The organism is Pseudoalteromonas sp. BZK2, assembly GCF_014349195.1.
GTDB classification, from domain to species: domain Bacteria; phylum Pseudomonadota; class Gammaproteobacteria; order Enterobacterales; family Alteromonadaceae; genus Pseudoalteromonas; species Pseudoalteromonas simplex.
In genome coordinates this window covers 56,023-79,792 of record NZ_JACSOG010000010.1, presented here as the reverse complement: position 1 = coordinate 79,792, position 23,770 = coordinate 56,023, and the positions used below count along the sequence as shown (strand labels likewise).

Below are 23,770 nucleotides of genomic sequence, written 5' to 3'. Positions count from 1 at the left end.
AAACACCTAAGCGCGCTGGGTATTAACAATGCTGTTATCAGTACCAAAACCGTTAGGAATATAACCATCAGCTTGGTGGTCGTTGTCCCATGTCTCGCCATTGATTAGGTAACGGAAGTGAAACTCTTGATCAAGTGGTAAACGCTGCTTGCATTTGAAAACTTGCTCTTTTTTATTGAACTTCATTGGCACAGGCTGCCAATCTGTAAACTCCGCAACTAATTGCACATCTTCAGCATCAGGATGCTTAAATTCAAAAGTAACTTCGGTTTCGTCTTTAGTTTTAAAAAAACGTTTGCTTAGCATAGTGGGCTCCAATTCAACCAATTGGTAAATTAATCCTTGCCACAGTACCGCATTCAACGACTCTATAAGCGGAGGCTGTGCGTTCCAGGTTTCATAAACTTGATTACCAAATCATCAAGTTCATTAAGTAAATCAAACCTATATTTACGCATTATGACAGTGCAACTGTTTATTTTTCGCACCAAGATAGTGCGTAAATTAAACAAAAATTACAACAATCATATTGCTGTATTATTACGAGCAATAACTGAACCAAGTTGATGATAAAATACACTTTAATTTCAGTATGTTTTATCTACTCTCGTAATGACTTATAAAAAGTAGATAACAAATTGGGTTGGGTAAAGTGAATTAAATTGAAGTGAACAATTAGAGCAAAAACACTAAAAAGACACTATTTCATTTCGTAAAAAATATAAGCATATAATTTACAAAAATAAATTACATTGTTTCTGTAAGGTAAATTATATAAATCTATATGAGACATATATAAATCGTTATTCCTTCCAGAAAAAACCTACAAAACAAAGCAAAACCAACCGTTAATTTTTACTACCCAATTAACTTATTTAAAAACTACCCAAGCAGAAAGACAAAAACAATAAGTACAAAATCGTAAATTTAAAATTTAAAACTAGTTATAAAACCAACATCAGACCCAGCTTTAAAATAAAAATAAAAACCTTTTAAAAATTTAAAACCGGACGTTTTTCCAGTGAAGTAAATTTATTTTACATCGTAAACGCTAAGCGAATATTATTAGCTCACTACCACCCCACAAATAGAGCTTATACTCTAAACGATGTGAATTTTCACATTTTGTACCAATCTAAACACCATTATCAATAAAACGCTTTTGCTAACTTATCTGTAACAATATAATTACTGACATTATAAAGGTGAGCACTACTTATAAAAATGCACCAAAATGGTACTCTAGATGACAAATGCAATACGAACTTCATTCACGATTATTATTACCATAATTGCTTTCGTTTATGGGATGAGTATCTTATTAACAAAAAAAATCAATGATTTAAATTATATTGATAGCGGAATAAAGCTGTACTATTTAACTGGTGTAGAATCACAGATAACAAAAACAGCTTGGTATAATATTTTGTTAAGTGGGCAAAACATAATAAGAAAAGAGAATGAAACCTATATAGTAATAAATTCTGAGCAAGGGCTGACTGTCGCGGCACTTTCATCAGATATAATATTATCTACACTGTTAGCTCCAATAAATATAATTATACTATTATTATTGATAATGGCAGTAAGCTGGATAGTAAATATAAGAGTACAAACTCGAAATGAGAGTTACACTCTCAAATTGCTTAATACTCAAGCATCTGATTTACTTAAAAGTCTAAACTTAGCTACCAGCTCTACAGCTAAACAACCACATATTGAGCAACTCCGCGTCAACTATGACGCTCTTAGCACGCATATCACTAACTACACTAAAGAGTCTGAAATAAGTATATTTCAAGATAAGCTCACTCACCTGCTTGACCGCCACGCATACATAGAGCATTTAGCCAAACAACTTAGAATCGCAGAGCGACAAAAATATCGTTGCGCATTACTTTTTATTGACTTAGATGGTTTTAAACAAGTAAATGATTCTTTTGGTCATAGTTTTGGGGATGAAATTCTAATACAAGTCGCATCACGCTTAAGTAGCATAATGCGACACCATAAGTTATCTAACTTATCTCCGACGAGCCAACTAGATCAAAACTTAGCCCGACTAGGTGGTGATGAATTTTCGATATTTATTGACCTTAAAGAATGTAAAAATAGAGCCTTAGATGTAGCGCAAAATGTTTTACACGAAATAGAACGTGACTTCGTTTTAGGTAATAAACTAATAAAAATTAGTGCAAGTATAGGCATTGCGGTTTACCCAGATAGTGCAGCCACACCACAATCACTGTTACAGATGGCTGATGTTGCTATGTATAGAGCAAAAACCGATGGTCGAGGCATTTTTAAAGTCTATTCACCTGATATGGGCAAGAAAATTAGGCGATATCATTATTTACTTGACGAAATGCGTCTTGCAATTGCAAGCGAAAATTTTCATTTATCGTTTCAACCTATTGTTGATGTTGATGACTGCGCCATTGATTATTTTGAAGCGCTTGTTAGGTGGGAGCACCCAAAAGAAGGACTTATTTCTCCCGAGGAGTTTATTCCCATCGCAGAAGAGTCGAATATTATTCTAGAACTTGGAGACTGGATAATGCTCGAATCATGTAGGCAAATGTCGGCATGGTACAACGCAGGTATGAGAAAAGTTAAAATATCTGTAAATATCTCAGGAGTACAGTTAAAGCATTGCAATATCTATGATTGGGTTATGGATAAACTATCAAAAACAGGCCTCCCTGCCCACGCATTAATGCTTGAAATCACTGAATCTACTTTTATTGAAGCAAGCAATAAGATTATTCAAACACTCGAACAATTGCGTGCAGAAGGTATTACTATCGCAATTGATGACTTTGGGACTGGCTTTAGCTCGTTAAGTACGCTTGCAGATCTTCCAATTGATGTTATTAAATTAGATCGTCTATTCGTATCGCAAGCTAAAGATAACGCTAAATACCATAAAATAATGCACTCTGTAAGCGAGCTAGGTGCTAAGCTCGGTTTAAAAGTCGTGGCTGAAGGTGTTGAAGATGTAAAACAATTTGAATTGGTAAAATCTATGGGTATCAACAGTATTCAAGGTTATTTGATAAGTCACCCAGAGTCATCTTTAAATGTAGGGCACAAAGTTTTGCAAGATAACTTAAACTTTATATCAGCCACCGGCCGTGGTGTTTGGAATATACAAAAATAGCATAAACCGCTATAATCCCAGCTATTAATCTGTACTTTTACCCTGTTGATGTTAAAAAAAAGCCTATTAACCATTTTTTTAGTTTCCTTCGCGATCACTAGCCTACTCATTGGTTCATCTATTTACACTCTCTATAGTAAGAAAAGATTGTCTGTAGACCCCAAAGTCAAAGAAATCTCAGGGATTGAATTTGATAAATTTAATCGACTTTGGGCCATAAACGACAGTGGCGATCAACCCAAGTTGTACCGCCTTAATCAAGATGGGTCTATTGCAAAAGAAATCTTGGTAACCAATGCTAAAAACATTGATTGGGAAGATATGACGCAAAATAAATTTGGTCATTTCTTTTTGGGTGATTTTGGCAATAACAAAAACGACCGAAAATGGTTAACCATTTATAAAATCGAAAATCCAATCGATATTAAAGGCGAAACCACTGAAGCAGAGATTATCAAGTTTACATACCCCGAAATGGATGGTCGCCCCATCCAACCTGATCAGCGAAATTTTGATTTAGAAGCCTTTGTAGCCTTAGGGCGACATTTGTATCTATTTACCAAAAATCGAACTGAGCCATTTGATGGCATTACTAAAGTTTACAAAGTTGGCGATCATGCAGCTAATTTTGATGCTGAATTAATTGATTCGTTCAAAACTTGCACCACCATGGAAAAGCTTTGTTGGATCACTTCCGCGGCGCTTAGCCCAGATAGAACTAAGTTGGTTCTACTTGATTCCACCAGTATTTGGTTATTTGAGAACTTTCGGGGTGATAAGTTTTTTTCTGGGGATGTATCACGTATTGATTTAGGTATTGTTACGCAAAAAGAAGCCATCACTTTTTACGATGACAACACGATTGTTTTTACAGACGAAGAGTTTAAAGGCATTGGTGGTAATGCCTATGTTATAAAGCTTGATGAAGTCGAAAAGAAGGTCATCCGCAAAGCGCCTCAAGCTGATACAAATTAAGTTCTATAGGCAAAAACTAAATCAAAGGTTAAGGTTAACGCTTAAACTTCGTTTCTAAAATCACCGACGACGTTGTTCGCTCAACACCATCTAAGTTACCAATGTCATCTAACAAGTGGCTTAACTTTTCAAGGTTTTGAGCTTGCACAACGGCGATCAAATCAAATTCACCGCTAATTGCATAGAGCTGTGAAATAGCATCAATCTGCTTTAGTTCAAGGTTCGTTTTGGTGGTCAGTTTTTGTTTCACTTTAATCGAAACGTGGGCTGATACCATTTGGCTCAAATAGGCATCACCATAGTCTACGCTGTAGCCTTTGATCACCCCTGTTTCTTCTAATTTTAACATTCGGCTTTGAACTGTTGAGCGCGATAAGTTAAGCGCCCTCGCTAGGTCTGAAATACTCGCACGCGCGTTGGTTCTTAAGATAGCTAATAGTTTTTCATCTTGTAAAGTTATCACTTTGACTACTCTTTTCGTTAATTTGCTTTTTATTTTAGTCATTTTTCACAAAATAGCACTGCAAATTTAAGTTCCTAACCCAGATAATAAGAAAAATAGATAAGAAAAATAATCTCATCGTGCTTAATTAGGCAGGAACGGCTTAACTGACCTATTTTTTGCAATTTAACTTTTTTCATACTAAGCCAGATTTAGGTGTAATAAATGCAAGTAACAAGAGAACTTTTTAACGACGTAATGGTACCAAACTACAACCCATCAGAGGTTATTCCTGTTCGCGGTGAAGGCTCACGTGTTTGGGATCAAAACGGTAAAGAATTTATCGATTTTGCAGGTGGTATTGCCGTTAATTGTTTAGGCCATTGTCACCCAGCGCTTGTCAATGCCCTAAAAGAGCAAGGCGAAAAAATTTGGCACTTATCAAACGTAATGACAAACGAACCTGCACTTCGCTTAGCTAAAAAGTTAACTGACGCTACATTTGCAGATAAAGTATATTTTGCAAACTCAGGTGCAGAAGCGAACGAAGCGGCATTAAAATTAGCGCGTCGTTGGGCATTAGATGTCCACGGCGAGCAAAAGAACCAAATCATCGCGTTTAACAAAGGTTTCCACGGTCGTACATTCTTCACTGTTACCGTAGGTGGTCAAGCTGCTTACTCAGACGGTTTTGGTCCTAAGCCTGCTGCTGTTGATCACTGTGATTATAACGATTTAGCTGCGTTTGAAGCACTTATCAGTGACAACACCTGTGCCGTAATGATGGAACCACTACAAGGTGAAGGCGGTATCATTTCGCCAACGAGCGATTTTATCAAAGGTGTTCGCGCATTATGTGATAAACACAATGCTTTACTTATTTTTGATGAAGTACAAACAGGTGTTGGCCGTACAGGTGATTTATACGCATACCAAGGCTTAGATGTAACACCAGACATCCTTACAACAGCAAAAGCGTTAGGCGGTGGTTTCCCAATTGGTGCGATGATCACAACAGCAAGCATTGCAGCGCATTTAAAAGTAGGTACACATGGTTCTACTTACGGCGGTAACCCGCTTGCATGTGCGGTAGCTGAAGCTGCTTTTGATACTGTGAACAGCGAAGAAGTACTTGCTGGCGTTAAAGAGCGCGAACAGCTGTTACGCGATGGCTTTGCTGCAATCAACGAAAAATACGACGTATTTAGTGAAGTACGTGGTAAAGGTCTATTATTAGGTGCAGTTCTTAACAGCAAATTTGAAGGCCGTGCACGTGATTTCCTAGTAGCAAGCACTAAGCACGGTTTAATGAGCCTTGTTGCTGGTACAAACGTTGTGCGCTTTACGCCATCTTTAGTTATTCCTCTAGAGGATATCAAAGAAGGGTTAGCTCGCTTTGAAAAAGCGGTTGCAGACGTTGTAAACGGTTAATCCTAGTTGGCGCATGCTTAAAGCATGCGCCATTGGAGTGCACTTAATGCAAGTATTACGTCCTATAACAGCAAATGATTTTGCTGCGTTAAAACAAATTGCTGTTGAATCTGGTCATGGTTTTACCTCGTTACCAGTTGACGACAATTTACTACAAGAAAAAATTGAACGCGCAGAACGCAGTTTTGCAAAAGACATTAATAAACCACAAGACGAAACCTATTTATTTGTTTTAGAAGACAGTAAAACGGGTGATGTTATCGGCACAACGGCTATCGAAGCTGCTGTAGGAATGTCGGTTCCTTTATATCATTACCACCAAGGTAAAACTGTTCACCATTCACCTACTCTCAATGTATATAACACGGTTGATATTCTGAGTATGTGTAATGACTACACTGGTTGCTCTGAAATTTGTACCTTGTTCTTACGTGAGCAAAACCGCAAAGGTTTAACAGGTCGCTTTTTATCGCGTTCTCGCTTTTTATTTATGGCCCAGCATAGCGAGCGTTTTGCTGACACCATTATCGCAGAAATGCGTGGTGTAAGTGATGAAGATGGCCATTCACCTTTTTGGCAGTGGTTACAAGAACACTTTTTTAGCATTGAGTTCCCACAGGCTGACCATTTAGTCGGTTTAGGCGATAAAGTCTTCATCAGCGAGTTGATGCCGAAGTACCCTATTTATGCCAACTTACTGAGCAAAAAAGCACAAGCTGTGATTGGTAAGGTTCATGAAAAAACCAAGCCTGCGCTTAAACTTTTGGAAAAAGAAGGGTTTGAGCACCGTGGTTATGTCGACCTATTCGATGCAGGGCCAACGGTAGAAGCAAAGCTTGGCAATATTCGCAGTGTCCGTGAGTCACAAGTTTGCCCTATCAGCATTGGTGAGCTTGCGCATATCAATGAGCAAAGCTCAGATACATTAGCTATTTGCAACCAAGGCGTGAATGATTTTAGAGCCACATTCACCAAGCATGCTCATTATAACCACGCTAAGCACACATTAATCGTCAGCCAAGAAGTGGCAGATGCACTTAAATTAAAACAAGGGGATGCAGCACGGTTTTTCCGTTTGTAACCACTTAAGGAGTTTAAAATGAGTGTCACAACTCAACTTATCGATAACCAATGGCAAGCAGGCCTTGGTCATGATTTTAGTTCAATCAACCCAAGTAATGGCGAGGTTGTTTGGCAAGGTAAAACAGCCACAGCTGAACAAGTCGCTGATGCAATCAAAGCAGCTCGTAGTGCGCAGTTAGGCTGGGCTGATATGACTCTTGAAGAGCGTATCGTTATTCTTGAAAACTTTGCAGCAGAGCTTAAAGAGCATAGCGAAGAATTTGCAACGATCATTGCCCGCGAAACAGGTAAACCGCTTTGGGAAACACGTACTGAAGTAGGTGCAATGACGGGTAAAATCGCCATTTCAATCAGAGCCTATAACGAACGTACGGGTACCACAGAAAACCCAATGCCTGGCGCCAAAGCATTTATTCGTCATAAGCCACATGGTGTTGTTGCAGTGTTTGGTCCTTATAACTTCCCGGGTCACTTACCAAATGGTCATATTGTGCCAGCTATTTTAGCAGGTAATACCGTTGTATTTAAGCCATCAGAACTAACACCACATGTTGCTGAATTCACCTTAAAACTTTGGCTTAAAGCAGGCTTACCAGCCGGTGTCATCAACCTTGTTCAAGGTGAAGTAGACACAGGTATTGCACTTGCCTCTCATCAAGATATTGATGGCTTATTCTTTACGGGTAGCTCAAATACAGGTCACCTATTACATAAGCAATTTGCAGGTCACCCAGGTAAAATTTTAGCGCTGGAAATGGGGGGTAATAACCCACTGATCGTAAAAGATGTCGCAGATGTAAGTGCCGCTGTTCACGACATTATCCAGTCTGGTTTCATTACTTCTGGCCAACGTTGTACCTGTTCTCGTCGTTTATTTATCGAGAACTCGGCAAATGGTGATGCAATTTTAGAAAAATTAATTGCTGCAACAAAACAAATTAAAGTCGCCGACAGCTTTAGCGAAGATCAACCATTTATGGGTGCAATGATCAGCGAAAAAGCAGCACTAGGTATGGTTGCAGCTCAGCAGCAGTTACTTGATATGGGAGCAACCTCTCTTGTCGAACTTAAGCATCTTGAACCGGGTACTGGTTTTGTAAGCCCTGGTATTATTGATGTAACGGCTGTTAAAGATATGCCTGATGAAGAGCACTTTGGTCCTCTTATCAAAGTTTATCGCTACACAGATTTCGATAGCGCGATTAATGAAGCAAATAACACCTCATTTGGTTTATCTGCTGGTTTATTAAGTGATGATAGCGATGACTACCAGCATTTCTTAAAACGTATTCGTGCCGGTATTGTTAACTGGAACCGACCAATTACAGGCGCATCAAGCGCTGCCCCATTTGGTGGTATTGGTGCCAGTGGTAACCACAGAGCGAGCGCTTATTACGCTGCTGACTACTGTGCATACCCTGTTGCTTCTGTTGAAGCCGAAAAAGTTAACTTACCACAGACCCTTGCGCCGGGCTTAATTATTGAATAATTGTTTGGCGGCCTCGCCGCCTTAATCGAAGGAATTAAACATGCACACAGATGTAAACGCCCTATTTGAAAACCTATGGGACAACTATTTATCAGTTACGCCATCGGCGGTAAAAGTACATGAGTTACTTGGCTCAACACAAAAAGATGACGTGATTAACGATCACATTGCTTTACGTACTTTTAACCATGAAAAAATCGGCTTAGAAAAACTAGCAGCGCACTTTTTAGCAGTTGGCTACAAAGAATGCGGCGAGTACCACTTCGAAGCGAAAAAACTATACGCAAAGCACTTCGAACACTCAGATCCTAAGCAACCTAAAGTTTTCATTTCTGAATTACTTGTTGAGCAATGTTCAGAAGAGCTGCAAACGATTGTCAACGACATGGTTGCACAGATTGACGAAAACGCTGTTACAGCCGATAATTTCCTGTATTCAGGTACGCACTGGCAAGTAAGTTCAGACACTTACAAAAAACTGCTCGCAGAAAGTGAATATGCAGCATGGATGTCAGCATGGGGTTACCGTGCTAATCACTTTACGGTGAGCATCAATGAATTGGCTAAATTCGATGATATCGAAAGTGTAAACCAAGCACTTAAAGATGCGGGTTTTGCGCTAAATACATCTGGCGGCGAAATCAAAGGTTCACCAGAGGTATTACTCGAGCAATCTTCAACCCTTGCTGATGACAGCGAAGTTGAATTTAGCGATGGTGTTGTTGCCGTACCAAGTTGTTTTTATGAGTTTGCTTTGCGCTACGCAAAACCAGATGGTGAGCTATACACTGGCTTTGTTGCAGCATCAGCTGACAAAATTTTTGAGAGCACCAATGCTCGATAACTAAAAAGAGTTTATGTATGAGGCTAATTGGGTTTATCGTAATTTTATTTACTCTAAACACTGCGACGGCAAAAGAAAAACCTAAGCTGACAATTTTGTCTCATGCATACTATGATAACGAGGTAGATACACAAACTCTTACCCGCCATCTTGATAATGTTTTACAGCCTGCTCTAGCTGATCACTTTAACTTAGTACCTGACTTAACAAATCACGCAAGATTAATGAAACGACTAGCCAGTAATGAACCTAGTTGTACTTTTAACGCAATAAAATCGCCTAAACGCGCTAAAAACATGCTTTTTTCCACCATCCCAACTTTTATGCATGTCCAACGTGAAATATTTGCTCTAAATGAAACAATCCAAGATGAACTAAACCCTGTCTCGGTGGTAACTTTACTAAACAAAAAACGAATTTTTGGTGTTATTGGCTCCGCAAGCTATCGCGAACTTGATACTGTTTTTGCGAACCAAAAAACTAATGTGGCTTATATTTATGGTGAAAATGCATTTCTTCAACTGAGTTTATTATTAATGAATAAACGCATTGACTACATAATAGCTTATCGAGAAGCATTAGAAGCTCACTTATCTTCAGAGCAATTAGCAAGATTAACTTCAAGAAAAATTGCTGAGTATCCAGAATTTATTGATGGTTTTTTTACTTGTAGTAAAACCCCTGAAGGCCGTAAGGCTATACAACTAATGGATAGCTTCATGCTTAGCGAAAGAATGGCTAAATATCTAAAGCAGATCCATAAAGAAGGGAACTCAGAGCAGGTTTTAAACTCAATGCTTGAAACCTATTCTAATAAGTATGGAATACTCTTTCAAAACGACTAAGCAGCCTCTAACTTTTGCATAAAAATAACTCAAAATATTAGCAAAAAACACTTGCGTAAATTAAAACGCAGATCTATTATCTCGCCGCTTCTTGATGATAGCCAATCCGAGTACATTACAAACCCTGTTTGTAGCAAGGCGATAGAGCAACTATCCAAGAGTGTATTTGATTGCACAGAACAAACTGTGCGCTTAATAACACTCAACTGACTCGGACTTCCATTTTTTTCCGAGCAGTTGCTTAATTGCCGGAGAGTAAAATGGCTATTTCAACACTTACACAAGATTTAACAATCAAAGTACCTGCAGCGTCGGTTGCTGCAAACGAACCTGTAGCACAACCTTCAAACCAATTTATTGAGCAGCTCGTTGAGCAACATGGCGCGCCATTAATGGTGCTTAATTGTGAATCTATTCGTCATCAATACCGTGCATTAAGCCGTGCTTTGCCTGGCGTTGTATTACACTTTGCATTAAAGCCACTTCCTCATCCTGCGGTTGTTCGTACGCTTTTAGAAGAAGGCGCCAGCTTTGATTTAGCAACCAGCGGTGAAGTTGACTTAGTCGCTAGCCAAGGCGTACCAAGTGATCATACTATTCACACGCACCCAATCAAACGTGATCGTGATATTCGTGATGCACTTGAATACGGTTGTAATGTGTTTGTGGTTGATAACATCAACGAATTAGAAAAGTTCATTGCATACAAAGACCAGGTTGAGTTACTTGTTCGCTTAAGTTTTCGTAATGCGGAAGCATTCGCTGATTTATCGAAAAAATTTGGTTGTAGCCCAGCAATGGCTATTGAAATCATTAGCTACGCGCAACAATTAGGTATTCGTATTAAAGGGTTGTCGTTCCATGTTGGCTCGCAAACAGCAAGCCCAGCTAAATATGTCACTGCCATTGCTGCATGTAATCAAGTGATTAACGACGTAGCCGCATTAGGATTACCTGCGCTTAGTACACTTGATATTGGCGGTGGCTTCCCTGTGCCTTACCACAAAGACGTGCTGCCAATTGAGGAATTTTGTGCGCCAATCAATGATGCCTTAGCACAGTTACCAGAGACAGTTCGCGTAATTGCTGAACCAGGTCGCTTTATTGTAGCCAGTGCGGTTACCAGTGTTGCATCGGTCATGGGTCAAGCAGTGCGTGATGGTAAGCCTTGGTACTATTTAGATGATGGTATTTATGGATCATTCAGTGGTTTATTGTTTGATGAAGCCTCATACCCTATCGACTCGTTCAAACAATCAAACGAACGTGTTGAGTCCGTGTTAGCAGGCCCGACTTGCGATAGCATCGACGTAGTAAGTGAATCAATCATGCTACCAAAATTAAACAATGGCGATTTAATCATCAGCCGTATGATGGGTGCTTACACATTAGCAACTGCAACAGATTTTAACTTCTTCAAACGTGCAGAAGTTATCGTACTGAATGATGTAGTACAGGTTGACGCACTCACCGGTTAATCGTTTCCTCGACTAAAAGCATGTAAGGCAACATGCTTTAACTCTTAAAATGCAGCTGCTCATTCCAGCTGCATTTTTTTATTTCTTTGTTTAAAGAAAGAGTGGTTTGTAATCGTTTTCTAATTGTTCAAACGACAAGTTACCAATAAAACGGCCAAAGCTTAGCCACGTTGCTAGGCCTCGTAAGTCTTTAAAGTGTGGTGGTATAAATTTAGGGTCTTCAATCACACCTAAATCATGTAATTGCGATATCAGCCTGAAATCATCAATTGAGATTTTACCGACTAATAATAAGTGCAATTGATCAATTCGGCCTAATTGAATGGCAACCCGAATAAGGTTATACACCAACACGAAACCTTTGATGTAGGCGATATCTTTGGTAAAAGGTAAGCCTGTTGCTGTGCTGCCTCTAAACACGCGTTGAGTAAGTGTATAGCTTTCGTCTTTACTCAACCCTTGCGCTACATAATCACGATAAATATCAACAAATTCTGCGCCATCAATGACTTTAGTAATACCTTGAATACGGTTCACTAATTTTGCTAAACGTCGTGGCGTTGACTTTAAGGTAATAATTTCGGTCAAGACAGCAAGACCTTCTTGGGTGACCGTAGAGCTCGGAGTGCCTTTACTTAAGCAAGTTAAATATGGCTGTGCAAGACCATTTTGCGTGGTCCCAACATGGATCCAGCCTTCATGCACCTCAAGAATATCTAGCTCTCTTTGAGAGAATTTAACATCTTGATTAAGTTTAATATTATTTGCACCTGCCGCAGCATCACTCACAATACCATCACTCAGAATAACCTCAACGTCGATGCCCGGCATCGTTTGAGCTACTTGTGATGCTAAAATTTTTACTGCATCTTCTGCATCAATGTTTTTTGGATCATCAGGCAAGATATCAGCATCAAGCATGCTTTTTAGCGGCTGCTCAAGCATGGTTGCAAGTTCAGAAAGTGAAGGCTCTCCAGCATGGAATAAATCTTTTGGATGACCAAACAACTCAACAGACAAATCATGAAATTCAGGAGTACCACGATATTCAATCATACTGAGTACGGTTTTATATTCAGCACACATCTTGCTCATATATTGCGCAATTGGGTTTAATTGCCCTAGCTGGCTGATGATATCGCGATTTAAATCAGAAAACGCACGACGTAACTCACTTGGTACAAAACCAAGGTCACGCTGTTGGTAATAGGCTTGATCAACTGTTGGGTTCTTTTGGCACTTATGCTTAAAAAACTCTTCTTTGATTTGTTTATCCCAATTAATCGCATCAAGGATACGAATGGGTGTTTGCAGTGCGATTAATCGGTCAGATAACTCGCGTGTTTTTGCTAATAATGCCTTATCTATCATGCTCTAGGCTCACTGTGTAATGAGCCTAGAGCATAGGCTAAATTTGCATAATTACAAAGCAAAATTAAGCGTTTTTTAGCTAAAATTTAGCTTTTTTAGAGACTAATTTTCCGTCGTTGTAGAGAAGTAAACTGGGTACCGAATTAATGCCATTTTCGATAAATAAATCATTACCATAATCGATTGAAACTGGCATGGTTGCAGAGAATTTATCAACATATTCTTGCACTGCGCTTTGGTCAGTCCATAACTGACTCACTTTAACCTCGACATCAACTCCTTGCTCTGCCAACTGATTAACATGTTGCTGTGCTAATTCACACTGTTTTGCCATTGCAGGGCGCGTGTCGACTAAGTACCAGTCGCACCATGTTGCGGTAAATAATACGGCTTTTTTTCCTTTGTTCGGAATAAGCAAAGGAGTGGCTTGGCCTTGCTTTTCGTTTAATAAGCGCGCTTCATCAACTTTGCCATTGTGTGATAACAAACGTAATGTGTTATCAAGCGGTTTATCAGCTTCGTGGCCTTGAAAAATCACCTTTTTATCACTATCAATCAATACATGAAAAGGGGTGCCCATAAATTCATAATGTTTAGCAACTTGCCCTGTGTGATCAGTAAAAATTGGCATAGTAAGTGAAAAACGCTCTTTAACCTTAGCAACAGCGTCTGCATCATCATTGAGATCAATATTAATAGCCACAAATTGAATTTTATCGCCATATTGCTCATATGCATGCTGAAAATGTGGCATTTGCTCCATACATGGCTTGCACCAAGTCGCCCAAAACTTTAAGTAAACGGGCTTCTTGCCTAAGTAACTGTCAAGTTTAACTATTTTCCCCGCTTCATTTTCTAACATCAGGGGAGCTGTATTTGCTGATATGCTTTTGCTTACAAGCAACAAGCCTGTTAGTAGTATCAGGGGTATAAACTTATATTTCATTGTGTGTCCCTCAAATAAAATCTATCTTAAGTTTAAGGTAAGAGAAAATATTGTAAATTTTCGACATCTGCTATCTAAATGTGATTTTAGTGATTTATCGCAAAGTAAGGTTTTAAAAATACAACAACACAATTAATACCTACATAAAATAGCACTAAACTTTTTATAGATCTGAAACGTATTACTTCAAAAAGGAGTCATCATGAAAAATGAACTAGACGGTAAATTGATCCTCTCAGTGTATGAAAAAATCATTCAACACGGTGAAGACCATGAAGATGGAAAGCTTTATGAGGGTATTTGCGCTTTTTCGGATATCGATGGTTATACGGTCTATCTAAAAGGCAGTGGCGTGTTACTGCGCTTTGGTTTTCACAATACTTATCACCTTGACTATCAACATGAAAAGAACAAAGAGGACTTTTTAAAGAAAGTGCTTTATATCGCAGAACAGGAACTGTAAAGAAGTAATGAAACGACGGGTAAAAGCTGAGTCAAAGCAACAGCAAGCGTTTATTAACCAAGTTATTAATGAGCTAAAATCTAACCCAGATAAGTTAGATATCATTCGCGAAAACCTTAGTTACTATCGTGAACAACAGTTCCTCAAGCGTGGTTTTCTACTAGCTATTGAGCGCTTTGATTGGGTATTTGAAGCAAGTAACGATGTAGAGCAAATCTGTGCGCAAATTCTAGCCGATGATTACATTGGCAAACGTTTGCGCCGCTATCCCTTGCTGTACAAGGGCATTTTGGAACGTACCTATTAGTTCTCCCACCGCTAAAACATGATCTGTCCGGTAAAAAATGCTAGGTTAGCGCCATTTTGAAATAACGAGAACTGGACATGTCAAAAACTATAAACTCTCACAACACCCATGAAGGTGGTAATAATGGGTTGTTTAACCGATTTTTAGCCACCGTTGAATTTTTGGGTAATATGCTCCCCCACCCAATCACTTTATTTGCAATGTTCTGCGTTGCTATTATCGTTTTTAGCGGCATTGCCGATTGGTATGGTTTAAGCGCTATCGACCCACGCCCTGAAGGCGCTGCTGGTCGAGACCCTGATGGTGTTATTGAAGTTGTCAGCCTACTTAGTGCCGAAGGCCTGCAGCGTATCGTTACTGGCCTTGTTACGAACTTCACCAGCTTTGCACCACTTGGTACGGTATTAGTCGCTTTATTAGGTGTAAGTGTTGCAGAACACTCAGGTTTACTCTCTGCTGCTATGCGCGGCATGGTAATGGGCGCATCTAAGCGTTTAGTTACTTTTATGGTGGTGTTTGCTGCGATTTTATCAAATACGGCGTCTGAGCTTGGTTACGTCGTACTTATTCCATTAGCAGCCATGATCTTTCACAGCCTTGGTCGTCACCCTCTTGCCGGTCTTGCTGCGGCATTTGCCGGTGTTTCTGGTGGTTACAGTGCCAATTTATTACTCGGTACCATTGACCCGCTACTTGCTGGTATCACCACGCCAGCAGCACAAATGATTGATCCAAATTATCAAGTTGGCGCTGAAGCAAACTGGTATTTCATGATGATTTCGGTATTTTTAATTGCCATTTTAGGTACGTTTGTTACCGAGAAAATCGTTGAGCCGCGCCTTGGTAAGTACAACCCTGATGAAGCAAGCAACGATTTGCCTAAAAATGATATTGCCGGTTTAACCGATAAAGAAAAGTCAGGACTAAAATGGGCGGGTGTGTCACTGTTAGTGGTGTCACTATTACTTGCTTGGACAATTGTCCCTGAAGACGGCATTTTACGTAATCCAGAAACAGGCCTTGTGGCACATTCACCATTTTTAAAAGGCATTGTGGTATTTATCTTTGTGACTTTTGGTATTCCGGGTTTTGTTTACGGCCGCGTTGTTGGCACCATGAAAAACGATAAAGATGTCATCGATGCCATGAGTAAAAGTATGAGCTCGATGGGTATGTACATTGTGCTGGTTTTCTTTGCAGCACAGTTTGTTGCCTTCTTTAAATGGACCAACCTAGGCACAATTTTAGCCATTAACGGTGCTGCTCTTTTACAAGCATTAAACCTAACTGGCCCTGAAGTATTCGTGCTATTCATTTTAATGTGTGCATTAGTAAACTTAAGCTTAGGTTCTTCATCTGCACAATGGGCTGTAACGGCCCCCATCTTCGTACCAATGTTAATGCTAATCGGCTATGCGCCAGAGACTATTCAAGCGGCGTACCGAATTGGTGACTCGGTTACTAACCTTATCACCCCGATGATGAGTTACTTTGGTTTGATACTGGCTGTTGCGACTAAGTATAAGAAAGACATGGGGATTGGTACATTGGTTGCGACCATGCTTCCTTACAGCATGATCTTCTTTGTTGGTTGGGTCGCGTTATTCTACTTATGGGTATTTGTTCTGGGTTTCCCAGTTGGCCCTGAATCACCGATTTACTATCAGCCTTAAAGCGCTTCTTAAAGGTGTAAAAAAGCCAAGCTTTGAAGCTTGGCTTTTTTGTACCTGAGATTGTTGAAAGCTAACTTTGCGACTATTATTAAGACATTAATTTTTATTGTTATTTTTTATGAGAAAACTATTTAAGCTGTGGCTTCTACTGCACACTTTAAGTGTATTTAATTTATGTGCAAACCCGACTAAGCAGCTCGAATCGGCCTTTGCCACGTCGTTGGTTTTAACCGATGGTGATAGTATTACCTTAGGTTTTGGTGATTTTGATCCACAAACACTGTTTGACTCGCAACATGCCAACAAAGATGAAGACAGTATTGCGCTTAGAAAAGAACTCAAACTTTACAGTATTCCTTACACTTGGCAGCTTGATGAGCCTGTTTATCAACACAAACTAAGCCTGACCAGCAAAGTAAGCTATTTAAATCAATCAGATTTCATTTCGCTTTTTGATAATGTGGCTGACGACTATATTTCAGAAACAGTGTATAACGGGATGATCGGTTTTAATGCCGAAAAAGCACTTGGCTCTAAATGGTCATATCAATTTGGTTTTAATACTCACTACTTACATTACAACAATGATTATGAGTACAACTCTCCCGAGTCTAGACGTAATTTTAAGCCTTTAGCTGAAAATCTTTACACCAACCTCAATAGTAATGCACTGGTGTTAAACCCTAATGCGACCATGATCTATCGCTTACCTAGGCATTGGGGCTATTACGAGTACAAACTTAACTTTAATTATTACTATGGCTGGGCACTCTCTCACCCTGATGGAATAAATAATGCGGCGCCTGAGACATGGCGCACACTCAATGGTATTAAAGCTAAATTTAACATGTTCAAAATCGGGGTTTTTGAGCAAGCTTTTTACATCAAAGGCCAACGTATCGATTTAGGCGGCGATAGTCGGGTAGCATTTGGGACCGATCACTTTTATGAATACGGTATTGGCTTTTTATGGGATAGCAGAAAATGGACGTCATGGTTCGATAACTTTGGTATTGGTATCAACATTCACAATGGCAGTAGCCTAGATGGCGCCGCTATTGTCTTGTACTTTAATGAAATTTAAGTCCAATATAAAAACACAAACTGAGCAAACAGACTATATTATTAGACATACTTAGAATTCAAGGAAGATTATATGAAACATCACCTCGCAATTGCATGTTCATTGCTTGCCTTAACGGCTTGCGATAAAACCTCTGAACAAACAGCTAAAACGCTTCCACTGCAAGTGAGTGCAGCAGATACCATTTATTATGGTGGTGATATTCTTACAATGACTGGCGATGAACCAGAGTATGCGCAAGCAATCGCAACGCAAGGCGACAAAATTATCTTTGTGGGTGATAAAACTAAAGCCCTTGAGCATAAGTTTGGTAAAACGAAGCTGATTGATTTACAAGGCAAGACCCTAATGCCTGGCTTTGTAGATGGCCACAGTCATGTGTACGCGGTAGGCTTACAAGCCATGGTAGCCAATGTATTACCTAGTCCAGATGGTGATGCTAACAGCGTTGAACAAATCGTTAATATTCTCACAGCTGCACAGAACAACCCTGATTACACCACTTTTATTGAAAAAACCGGCGCTATCTTAGGATTTGGGTACGATGATGCTGAGCTTGATAGATACCCTACAAAAATGGACTTAGACCGAGTTAGCACCGAAAAGCCTGTGATCATCATTCATACCTCAGGGCACTTAAGTGTGGCAAACACTAAAGCGTTAGCCATGGCTGGCATCGATGAAAACACAGAAAATCCTGACGGCGGGATAATTCGTCGCATGACAAACTCACAAGAGCCTAATGGGGTGCTCGAAGAAAACGCGCACTTTGGATTACTGTTCAAACTGATGAAATCTGTTGATCCTGATTTACAAGATTTAATGCTGCAAGAAGGGCAAAAACTCTATACAAAATACGGCTACACAACGGCCCAAGAAGGACGTGCTACCCAAGAAGCTTATGACTCGATGGTAAGAGCATCAAAGGCAGATAAATTCGTGATTGATATAGTTGCCTATGCCGATATGGCCACCAGCAGCGGATTTATGGACTCAGCCTATAACAGTAAAAACTACACAAATCATTTTCGCATTGGGGGTGTAAAACTTAACTTTGATGGCTCACCGCAAGGTAAAACCGCTTGGTTATCTCAGCCATACTTAAAAGCCCCCGAAGGCCAAGAGCAAGGTTATGCAGGCTACCCTACTTTTAATAATGAGCAAGCTTATCAGTATATTGAAACGGCCTTTGCCAATGACTGGCAGGTAATGACGCATGCAAATGGTGATGCCGCCATTGAGCAGTTTTTAAATGCCGTTGAAAGTGCCAATAACAAGCTCGGCAAAAAAGATCGCCGCCCTGTACTCATTCATGGTCAAACAATTCGACAAGATCAGGTAAATCGTCTTAAAGAATTAGGCATATTTCCATCGCTCTTCCCAATGCATACGTTTTATTGGGGCGACTGGCATGTAAATTCAGTGCTAGGTCACCCCCGTGCCGATTTTATTTCACCCACTCAAGCTGTTCGCAAACAAGGATTAATGTTTAGCACCCATCATGATGCACCAGTCGCCCTACCTGATGCACTACGTGTATTAGATGCAACGGTTAACCGCACAACCCGTACAGATCAAGTATTAGGGCCAGAGCAACGTGTTTCTGTGTATACTGCACTACAAGCAATGACCACATGGCCTGCGTATCAACATTTTGAAGAAAGTTCAAAAGGGCAATTAAAACAAGGGATGCAAGCAGACTTGATAATTCTTGATAAGAATCCGCTAAAGATAAAGCCTGTAGAGCTACATAACTTACAAGTGTTAGAAACCATTAGTCGTGGTGAAACCGTCTACAGCAAAAATTAAACACACTTTAAGGAGTAACATGAATAAGTTCATACAATTAGCCTGTGCTGCGCTGCTGTCTTTTTCTGCATTTGCAGCACAAACCGTTACTACAAAACTGGATATTTTAAATCTTAAGGCGCAGTCTGAGAATGTGCTAACTTCTGGGCAGCCAAGTCAAACGGATTTTGCCAAGTTAAAACAACTTGGTGTTCAGAACGTCATAAACCTTCGTGGTGATAACGAAACGAATTGGTCTGAGCAAGAGTTAGTCACTGAGCTTGGTATGAACTATTACCATATTCCTGTGCAATCTAAAGCTGATATTACCATTGAAAATGCTACGAAACTTCAGGCCTTACTCAATAAACAGCAACAACAAACCACCTTACTTCACTGCGCGAGCAGCAACCGTGTCGGTGCTCTCGTTGCGCTATACAATGCGGTAACCTTGAAAAAGCCAATTGATGAAGCTGTTGAGATTGGTAAACAATGGGGCTTAAAAAGCCTTGAAGGGGTGGTAAGAAGCAAAGTTAACGAAGAGGTTGGTCAGCCATAAGCTGACCAACATATTAGTTTATATTGCTTTTTTCTGACTCTTTTTATAATTACTTAGAGCTGCCATGCATAGCTTAGTTTAGTGAAGAAGGTACGCTCGTCACGCTCAAGACTTTTCAAAGAGTCGTCTTGATATCCTTTGTCTGAATAACCTAAGTAAAACAGCGTCTGAGAGTTAATTTTGTATGAATACACCAGCTGACTGCCATAATCGCGGTTAGTTTGACTGACATCAAATCGATAAGCTTCGTTGTTTCGATCGATATCTTCAAACTGCAAAACGAGTTTTAGCATTGAGCGCATATTAAATTTATAATAAACACGTAAATCAGTTAAATTTGCAGTATAAACACGATCATTTTGTTCGTTATCTAGATAGCTGTAACTGTGCTCTAGTTGAACCTGCCAATGATCGTTAATATCCCATGTCATCTCAGGTTCAATACGAACCATGGTACCTAAAGCTGCATTACTGTAATCAATTTTGCTGCCATATTGAGCATACAATAAGAACCGCACATCACGAATAGGTCTAAAACCACCGTAGATATAGCCTATATTTTGATTAAAGAACTCGCCGGCATAAAACTCATTACGATGAATAAAGCCAATTTCTGTTTGCGACTGCATCTTACCTTTAAAAGTAATAAAGCCATCGTATTCTTCTTCGAGTAAGTCGCCATTTTGTGCCCACGTTTTATCCCACTCTACATTGTAGCTGTACTCTGTGATTGCATCATCAGCATCACGATACCAAGTTTGCCCACCACCTAATTGTACTTGTTCGTAATCAACTTTAGCTTGGTAGCCTAAATCAGAGCGGTATTCTTTACCTATATTTTCGTAATTAGCGTAGACTTCGTAATCACGCTTAGTTCTAGTAAATTCAATAGCATAAACTTGATCGGATTGATTCTTATCAACGCCATAATAATCAACTAAAAATTCTGAGTTAGTGGTATCTGTGCTTGCAACTTGATACTGCAAACTATCTGATTGGTTAAACCAATAACTACCATCAATCGATAACACGGTATTATGGTAATCATCATTTTCACGGTGAGTGCTCATCACACCAATTGTGCCTTTTTGGCCAATATCAAATTGATAACGCCCCGCTACTGCTTGCGTTTTATCTGCCAGATTAGCAAAGCCCGATCCTTGATTTGTCGGAAGTAAAACACTGGTATTCTGATCATCAGCGTACATAAAGCCATAGCTGTGCGCGCCGGTTTTACCTGTTAATTTTAAACCTACATCAGGTTCAGCAATCATTCGCGTATATAAAAGCTCTAGTTGGCTGGTATTAAAATAAGACGCACCATCTAAAAAGAATGGACGCTTTTCAGCATAATAAATTGAGTAAGTAGTATTTACATCAAGTTCAAGTGAATCTGCCTCGACTTGCGAAAAGTCAGGGTTAATGGTGGCATTAATAACCGCATCTTGCGTCACACCCCAACGTAAGTCCAAGCCCGCTTCAGTATCTATATCGCCATTTTGCCAATCACCCGGCACTGTGTCTTTGCTATCATGACGAAGCGCCGTTAAAGTGGGAGTAAGCTGAATATTTTGGCTTTCTGTCATGTTGGCAAAACCTGTGAGTTTATCAAACTGACAAAAGCTACATTTTACATCTCGGTCAAAACCAACGTTCGACATTTGATAATACACATCACGCGGGTAATTTCGCCATACTGCAAAACTCCACGTTAATTCGGCCTGGTCTTTTGGAAAGCGAAGTGCAGTGAATGGAATACGCATTTCAACAACATAGCCGTCCTCTGTTATTTGCCCTGCGCTATCCCAAATAGCATCCCATGATGGATCTTCCACCCAATCATCAATATCTGTCATGCGCATATCGCCTTGCGCACCCAATGGGTTTACATAAAACTCATAGCCAGTTCGTTCATCATTAAAAGTATCAATCATCAAGGCAACATTGTCGTCTTGCCAAAGTGTGTCGCGATCTCGAAGAGCGGCACGAATTTGCGAAGGATCATTATCTTTTGCAATAAAACCCACATACAAGTACTTGCCATCTTCGTACATGTAAGCATCGGTTTGCACGAGCGGTGTGCCTTTTTCGGTTGGTTCGTTCTGATATTTTAATGGCACTTTAGTGGCGTATTGCCAGTGTGACTCATCCATCACACCATCAACGCTAATAGACTCTTTAATATGGGCAAGGGAGAACTCAGCTTTATCAAATGCATTAGCAGAAAAAGGCACACTAGCAACACTGAGTAAAAAAGTAGGGGCGATTATTTTATTTATTATTCTTTTTATGTACTGCATAAACATCCATTTAGACACTAACGCGTTAGAAACGCTACTTGACTGATTTCAAAGCGATTGTAATTCATCAAGGTACATTTGTTAATCTAATTTTGCATTTAACTGTATAAAAATTAACAAAATACTCCATTTGTACGATTAGCAGAGCCAAAAAAACCCCATTGCCAAACAGCAATGGGGCTTTTTTATAGAAGCTCTTATCGTTTGTTATCGAAATTCATTACTTTTTAAGGCTTAATTTATTGCCTTTCAAAGATTTGCGAACATTTGCGATACGTGAACGATTCTTCGCACGCGCTTCCCCCGTTGCCTGACCTGAAGCCTTATTTGTACGGCTACGGCGTAAATGCGACGGCTTTTTACCTATTTTATCAATCAGTACTTCACGGCTGCTTACTTCATAACCTGGTAAAACAACACGCTTGATGCGCTGTCCAATTAGCTTTTCGATATCGAATAAAGTGTTTTCTTCCTCACGGCTCACAAACGAAATAGCTTGGCCCGGCTTACCAGCACGACCTGTACGGCCGATACGATGCACGTAGTCTTCTGCAAGCCAAGGTAAGTCGATGTTAATCACACGTGGTAACCCTTCAATATCAATACCACGGGCAGCCACTTCGGTTGCGACCAGCACGCGAACTTTACCTTCTTTAAACTCGCGTAAAGCGCGGCGGCGGTTACCTTGGGTTTTATCACCATGACAAACAACAGCAGGAATACCATCAAGGTTAAGCTCCTTTACAAGCTCATCGGCAGTTTCTTTCATGTTTACGAAAACAAGTACTTGCTGCCAGTTTTTCTTTCCTATCAATTCAGATAAAAGCTCTTGCTTACGGCGCTCTTCTACAGGATACACAACGTGTTGCACTGTTTCTGCGGTACTGTTTGTTTGATCGACACGAATGATTTCAGGCTGCTTTAGTACTTTACTCGCAAATTGTTTAATTGCCGCAGGGAAAGTGGCCGAGAACAACAAGATTTGACGCGCTTCATCAGAGCCATTAATAACCGTTTGCATATCGCTGATAAAGCCCATGTCTAGCATACGGTCAGCTTCATCAAGCACTAAATGCTTAACATTAGCTAAGCTGATGTTACCTAAACGAATATGATCAAGTAAGCGCCCTGGCGTTGCAACAACAATATCGACACCTGCTTTCAAATCGTTAGCTTGACCCGCTAGATTAATACCACCAAACAAGCACACTGTTTTGAGTTCAGTGTATTTTGCAAACGCTTTAAAGTTATTAGCAATTTGCTCAGCTAACTCGCGAGTAGGTGCAAGCACTAGTGCACTTGGTGCATTATTTTCGCTAACAGTTGATTCTGATAATTTTTGGATAAGTGGTAAAGCAAATGCAGCGGTTTTACCCGTGCCTGTTTGCGCACTAACGAGTACGTCTTTGCCTTTTCTTACTGCAGGAATTGCACTACGTTGAACGGGAGTAAGCGTTTCGAAGTTAAGCTCTTCTAATGCCTGTAAAAGCTCAGAAGAAAAACTAAATGATTTAAAATTCATGCTGTATAAC

Annotated in this window: 20 protein-coding genes; 14 read left to right on the top strand and 6 right to left on the bottom strand. The window is 39.9% G+C overall.

Translation table 11 applies throughout. From position 1 onward, the window contains the following. Nucleotides 1-6: 6 nt before the first annotated feature. A complete protein-coding gene (locus BIZ38_RS07840; RefSeq protein ID WP_054551968.1) occupies nt 7-306 on the bottom strand; it encodes an isoamylase early set domain-containing protein in 300 nt (99 codons plus the stop codon). A 940-nt stretch (nt 307-1,246) separates the two neighbouring features. On the opposite strand from BIZ38_RS07840, the gene BIZ38_RS07835 reads away from it, so the two are divergent. Further along, nucleotides 1,247-3,160, top strand: a complete 1,914-nt coding sequence (locus BIZ38_RS07835) for a putative bifunctional diguanylate cyclase/phosphodiesterase (protein WP_187490038.1) — start codon at nt 1,247-1,249, stop codon at nt 3,158-3,160. Between the two features lie 48 nt (nt 3,161-3,208). Further along, complete coding sequence (locus BIZ38_RS07830; RefSeq protein ID WP_054554519.1) at nt 3,209-4,135, top strand: hypothetical protein; 927 nt, start codon at nt 3,209-3,211, stop codon at nt 4,133-4,135. Nucleotides 4,136-4,169: 34 nt separating this feature from the next. Here BIZ38_RS07830 and BIZ38_RS07825 read toward each other — a convergent pair whose 3' ends face one another. After that, the gene (locus BIZ38_RS07825; protein WP_187490037.1) at nt 4,170-4,598 is read right to left on the bottom strand and encodes an Lrp/AsnC family transcriptional regulator; all 429 of its coding nucleotides are present in this window, start codon (nt 4,596-4,598) and stop codon (nt 4,170-4,172) included. A 204-nt stretch (nt 4,599-4,802) separates the two neighbouring features. Here BIZ38_RS07825 and BIZ38_RS07820 point away from each other — a divergent pair, with 204 nt between their 5' ends. The 6 genes from BIZ38_RS07820 to BIZ38_RS07795 all read left to right on the top strand — a co-directional run bounded on the left by BIZ38_RS07820 (nt 4,803) and on the right by BIZ38_RS07795 (nt 11,747). After that, nucleotides 4,803-6,008 (top strand): aspartate aminotransferase family protein, encoded by a 1,206-nt coding sequence (locus tag BIZ38_RS07820; RefSeq protein WP_187490036.1) that lies wholly within the window; start codon nt 4,803-4,805, stop codon nt 6,006-6,008. Nucleotides 6,009-6,054: 46 nt separating this feature from the next. After that, complete coding sequence (astA, locus tag BIZ38_RS07815) at nt 6,055-7,089, top strand: arginine N-succinyltransferase (protein ID WP_054554521.1); 1,035 nt, start codon at nt 6,055-6,057, stop codon at nt 7,087-7,089. An 18-nt stretch (nt 7,090-7,107) separates the two neighbouring features. Beyond that, nucleotides 7,108-8,580: a succinylglutamate-semialdehyde dehydrogenase gene (gene astD / locus BIZ38_RS07810; RefSeq protein WP_138616541.1), complete on the top strand. Its 1,473-nt coding sequence runs from the start codon at nt 7,108-7,110 to the stop codon at nt 8,578-8,580. A 40-nt stretch (nt 8,581-8,620) separates the two neighbouring features. Further along, the gene (locus BIZ38_RS07805) at nt 8,621-9,424 is read left to right on the top strand and encodes a DUF1338 domain-containing protein (protein WP_138616539.1); all 804 of its coding nucleotides are present in this window, start codon (nt 8,621-8,623) and stop codon (nt 9,422-9,424) included. 224 nt (nt 9,425-9,648) lie between these two features. Next, nucleotides 9,649-10,269 (top strand): hypothetical protein, encoded by a 621-nt coding sequence (locus BIZ38_RS07800; RefSeq protein WP_187490035.1) that lies wholly within the window; start codon nt 9,649-9,651, stop codon nt 10,267-10,269. A gap of 260 nt (nt 10,270-10,529) precedes the next feature. Beyond that, complete coding sequence (locus tag BIZ38_RS07795) at nt 10,530-11,747, top strand: type III PLP-dependent enzyme (RefSeq protein WP_187490034.1); 1,218 nt, start codon at nt 10,530-10,532, stop codon at nt 11,745-11,747. Nucleotides 11,748-11,837: 90 nt separating this feature from the next. Here BIZ38_RS07795 and BIZ38_RS07790 read toward each other — a convergent pair whose 3' ends face one another. Continuing rightward, complete coding sequence (locus BIZ38_RS07790) at nt 11,838-13,118, bottom strand: flavohemoglobin expression-modulating QEGLA motif protein (protein WP_187490033.1); 1,281 nt, start codon at nt 13,116-13,118, stop codon at nt 11,838-11,840. A gap of 79 nt (nt 13,119-13,197) precedes the next feature. Further along, on the bottom strand, nt 13,198-14,064 hold the full coding sequence (locus tag BIZ38_RS07785; protein ID WP_187490032.1) for a TlpA family protein disulfide reductase: 867 nt from the start codon (nt 14,062-14,064) through the stop codon (nt 13,198-13,200). A gap of 202 nt (nt 14,065-14,266) precedes the next feature. Between BIZ38_RS07785 and BIZ38_RS07780 the strand changes: the two genes are divergently transcribed. From BIZ38_RS07780 to BIZ38_RS07755, 6 genes are all read left to right on the top strand, one after another. Next, nucleotides 14,267-14,527, top strand: coding sequence for a DUF3081 domain-containing protein (locus BIZ38_RS07780; RefSeq protein ID WP_054554528.1), 261 nt, complete (start codon nt 14,267-14,269; stop codon nt 14,525-14,527). Nucleotides 14,528-14,534: 7 nt separating this feature from the next. After that, nucleotides 14,535-14,834 carry a hypothetical protein gene (locus tag BIZ38_RS07775; RefSeq protein ID WP_054554529.1) on the top strand — a complete coding sequence of 100 codons (300 nt, stop codon included), beginning with the start codon at nt 14,535-14,537 and terminating at the stop codon, nt 14,832-14,834. 77 nt (nt 14,835-14,911) lie between these two features. After that, entirely contained in the window at nt 14,912-16,507 is a 1,596-nt protein-coding gene (locus BIZ38_RS07770) for an AbgT family transporter (protein WP_135926342.1), read from the top strand. A 118-nt stretch (nt 16,508-16,625) separates the two neighbouring features. Next, nucleotides 16,626-17,591 (top strand): Solitary outer membrane autotransporter beta-barrel domain, encoded by a 966-nt coding sequence (locus BIZ38_RS07765; protein WP_138616525.1) that lies wholly within the window; start codon nt 16,626-16,628, stop codon nt 17,589-17,591. Between the two features lie 72 nt (nt 17,592-17,663). Beyond that, nucleotides 17,664-19,400: an amidohydrolase gene (locus BIZ38_RS07760; RefSeq protein WP_187490031.1), complete on the top strand. Its 1,737-nt coding sequence runs from the start codon at nt 17,664-17,666 to the stop codon at nt 19,398-19,400. Between the two features lie 19 nt (nt 19,401-19,419). Continuing rightward, on the top strand, nt 19,420-19,938 hold the full coding sequence (locus BIZ38_RS07755) for a protein tyrosine phosphatase family protein (protein ID WP_138599450.1): 519 nt from the start codon (nt 19,420-19,422) through the stop codon (nt 19,936-19,938). A 53-nt stretch (nt 19,939-19,991) separates the two neighbouring features. On the opposite strand, the gene BIZ38_RS07750 is transcribed toward BIZ38_RS07755, so the two are convergent. Both BIZ38_RS07750 and BIZ38_RS07745 read right to left on the bottom strand, forming a co-directional pair. Further along, a complete protein-coding gene (locus BIZ38_RS07750; RefSeq protein ID WP_187490030.1) occupies nt 19,992-22,238 on the bottom strand; it encodes a carbohydrate binding family 9 domain-containing protein in 2,247 nt (748 codons plus the stop codon). A gap of 220 nt (nt 22,239-22,458) precedes the next feature. Continuing rightward, nucleotides 22,459-23,760 (bottom strand): DEAD/DEAH box helicase, encoded by a 1,302-nt coding sequence (locus tag BIZ38_RS07745; RefSeq protein WP_187490029.1) that lies wholly within the window; start codon nt 23,758-23,760, stop codon nt 22,459-22,461. Nucleotides 23,761-23,770 lie beyond the last annotated feature (10 nt).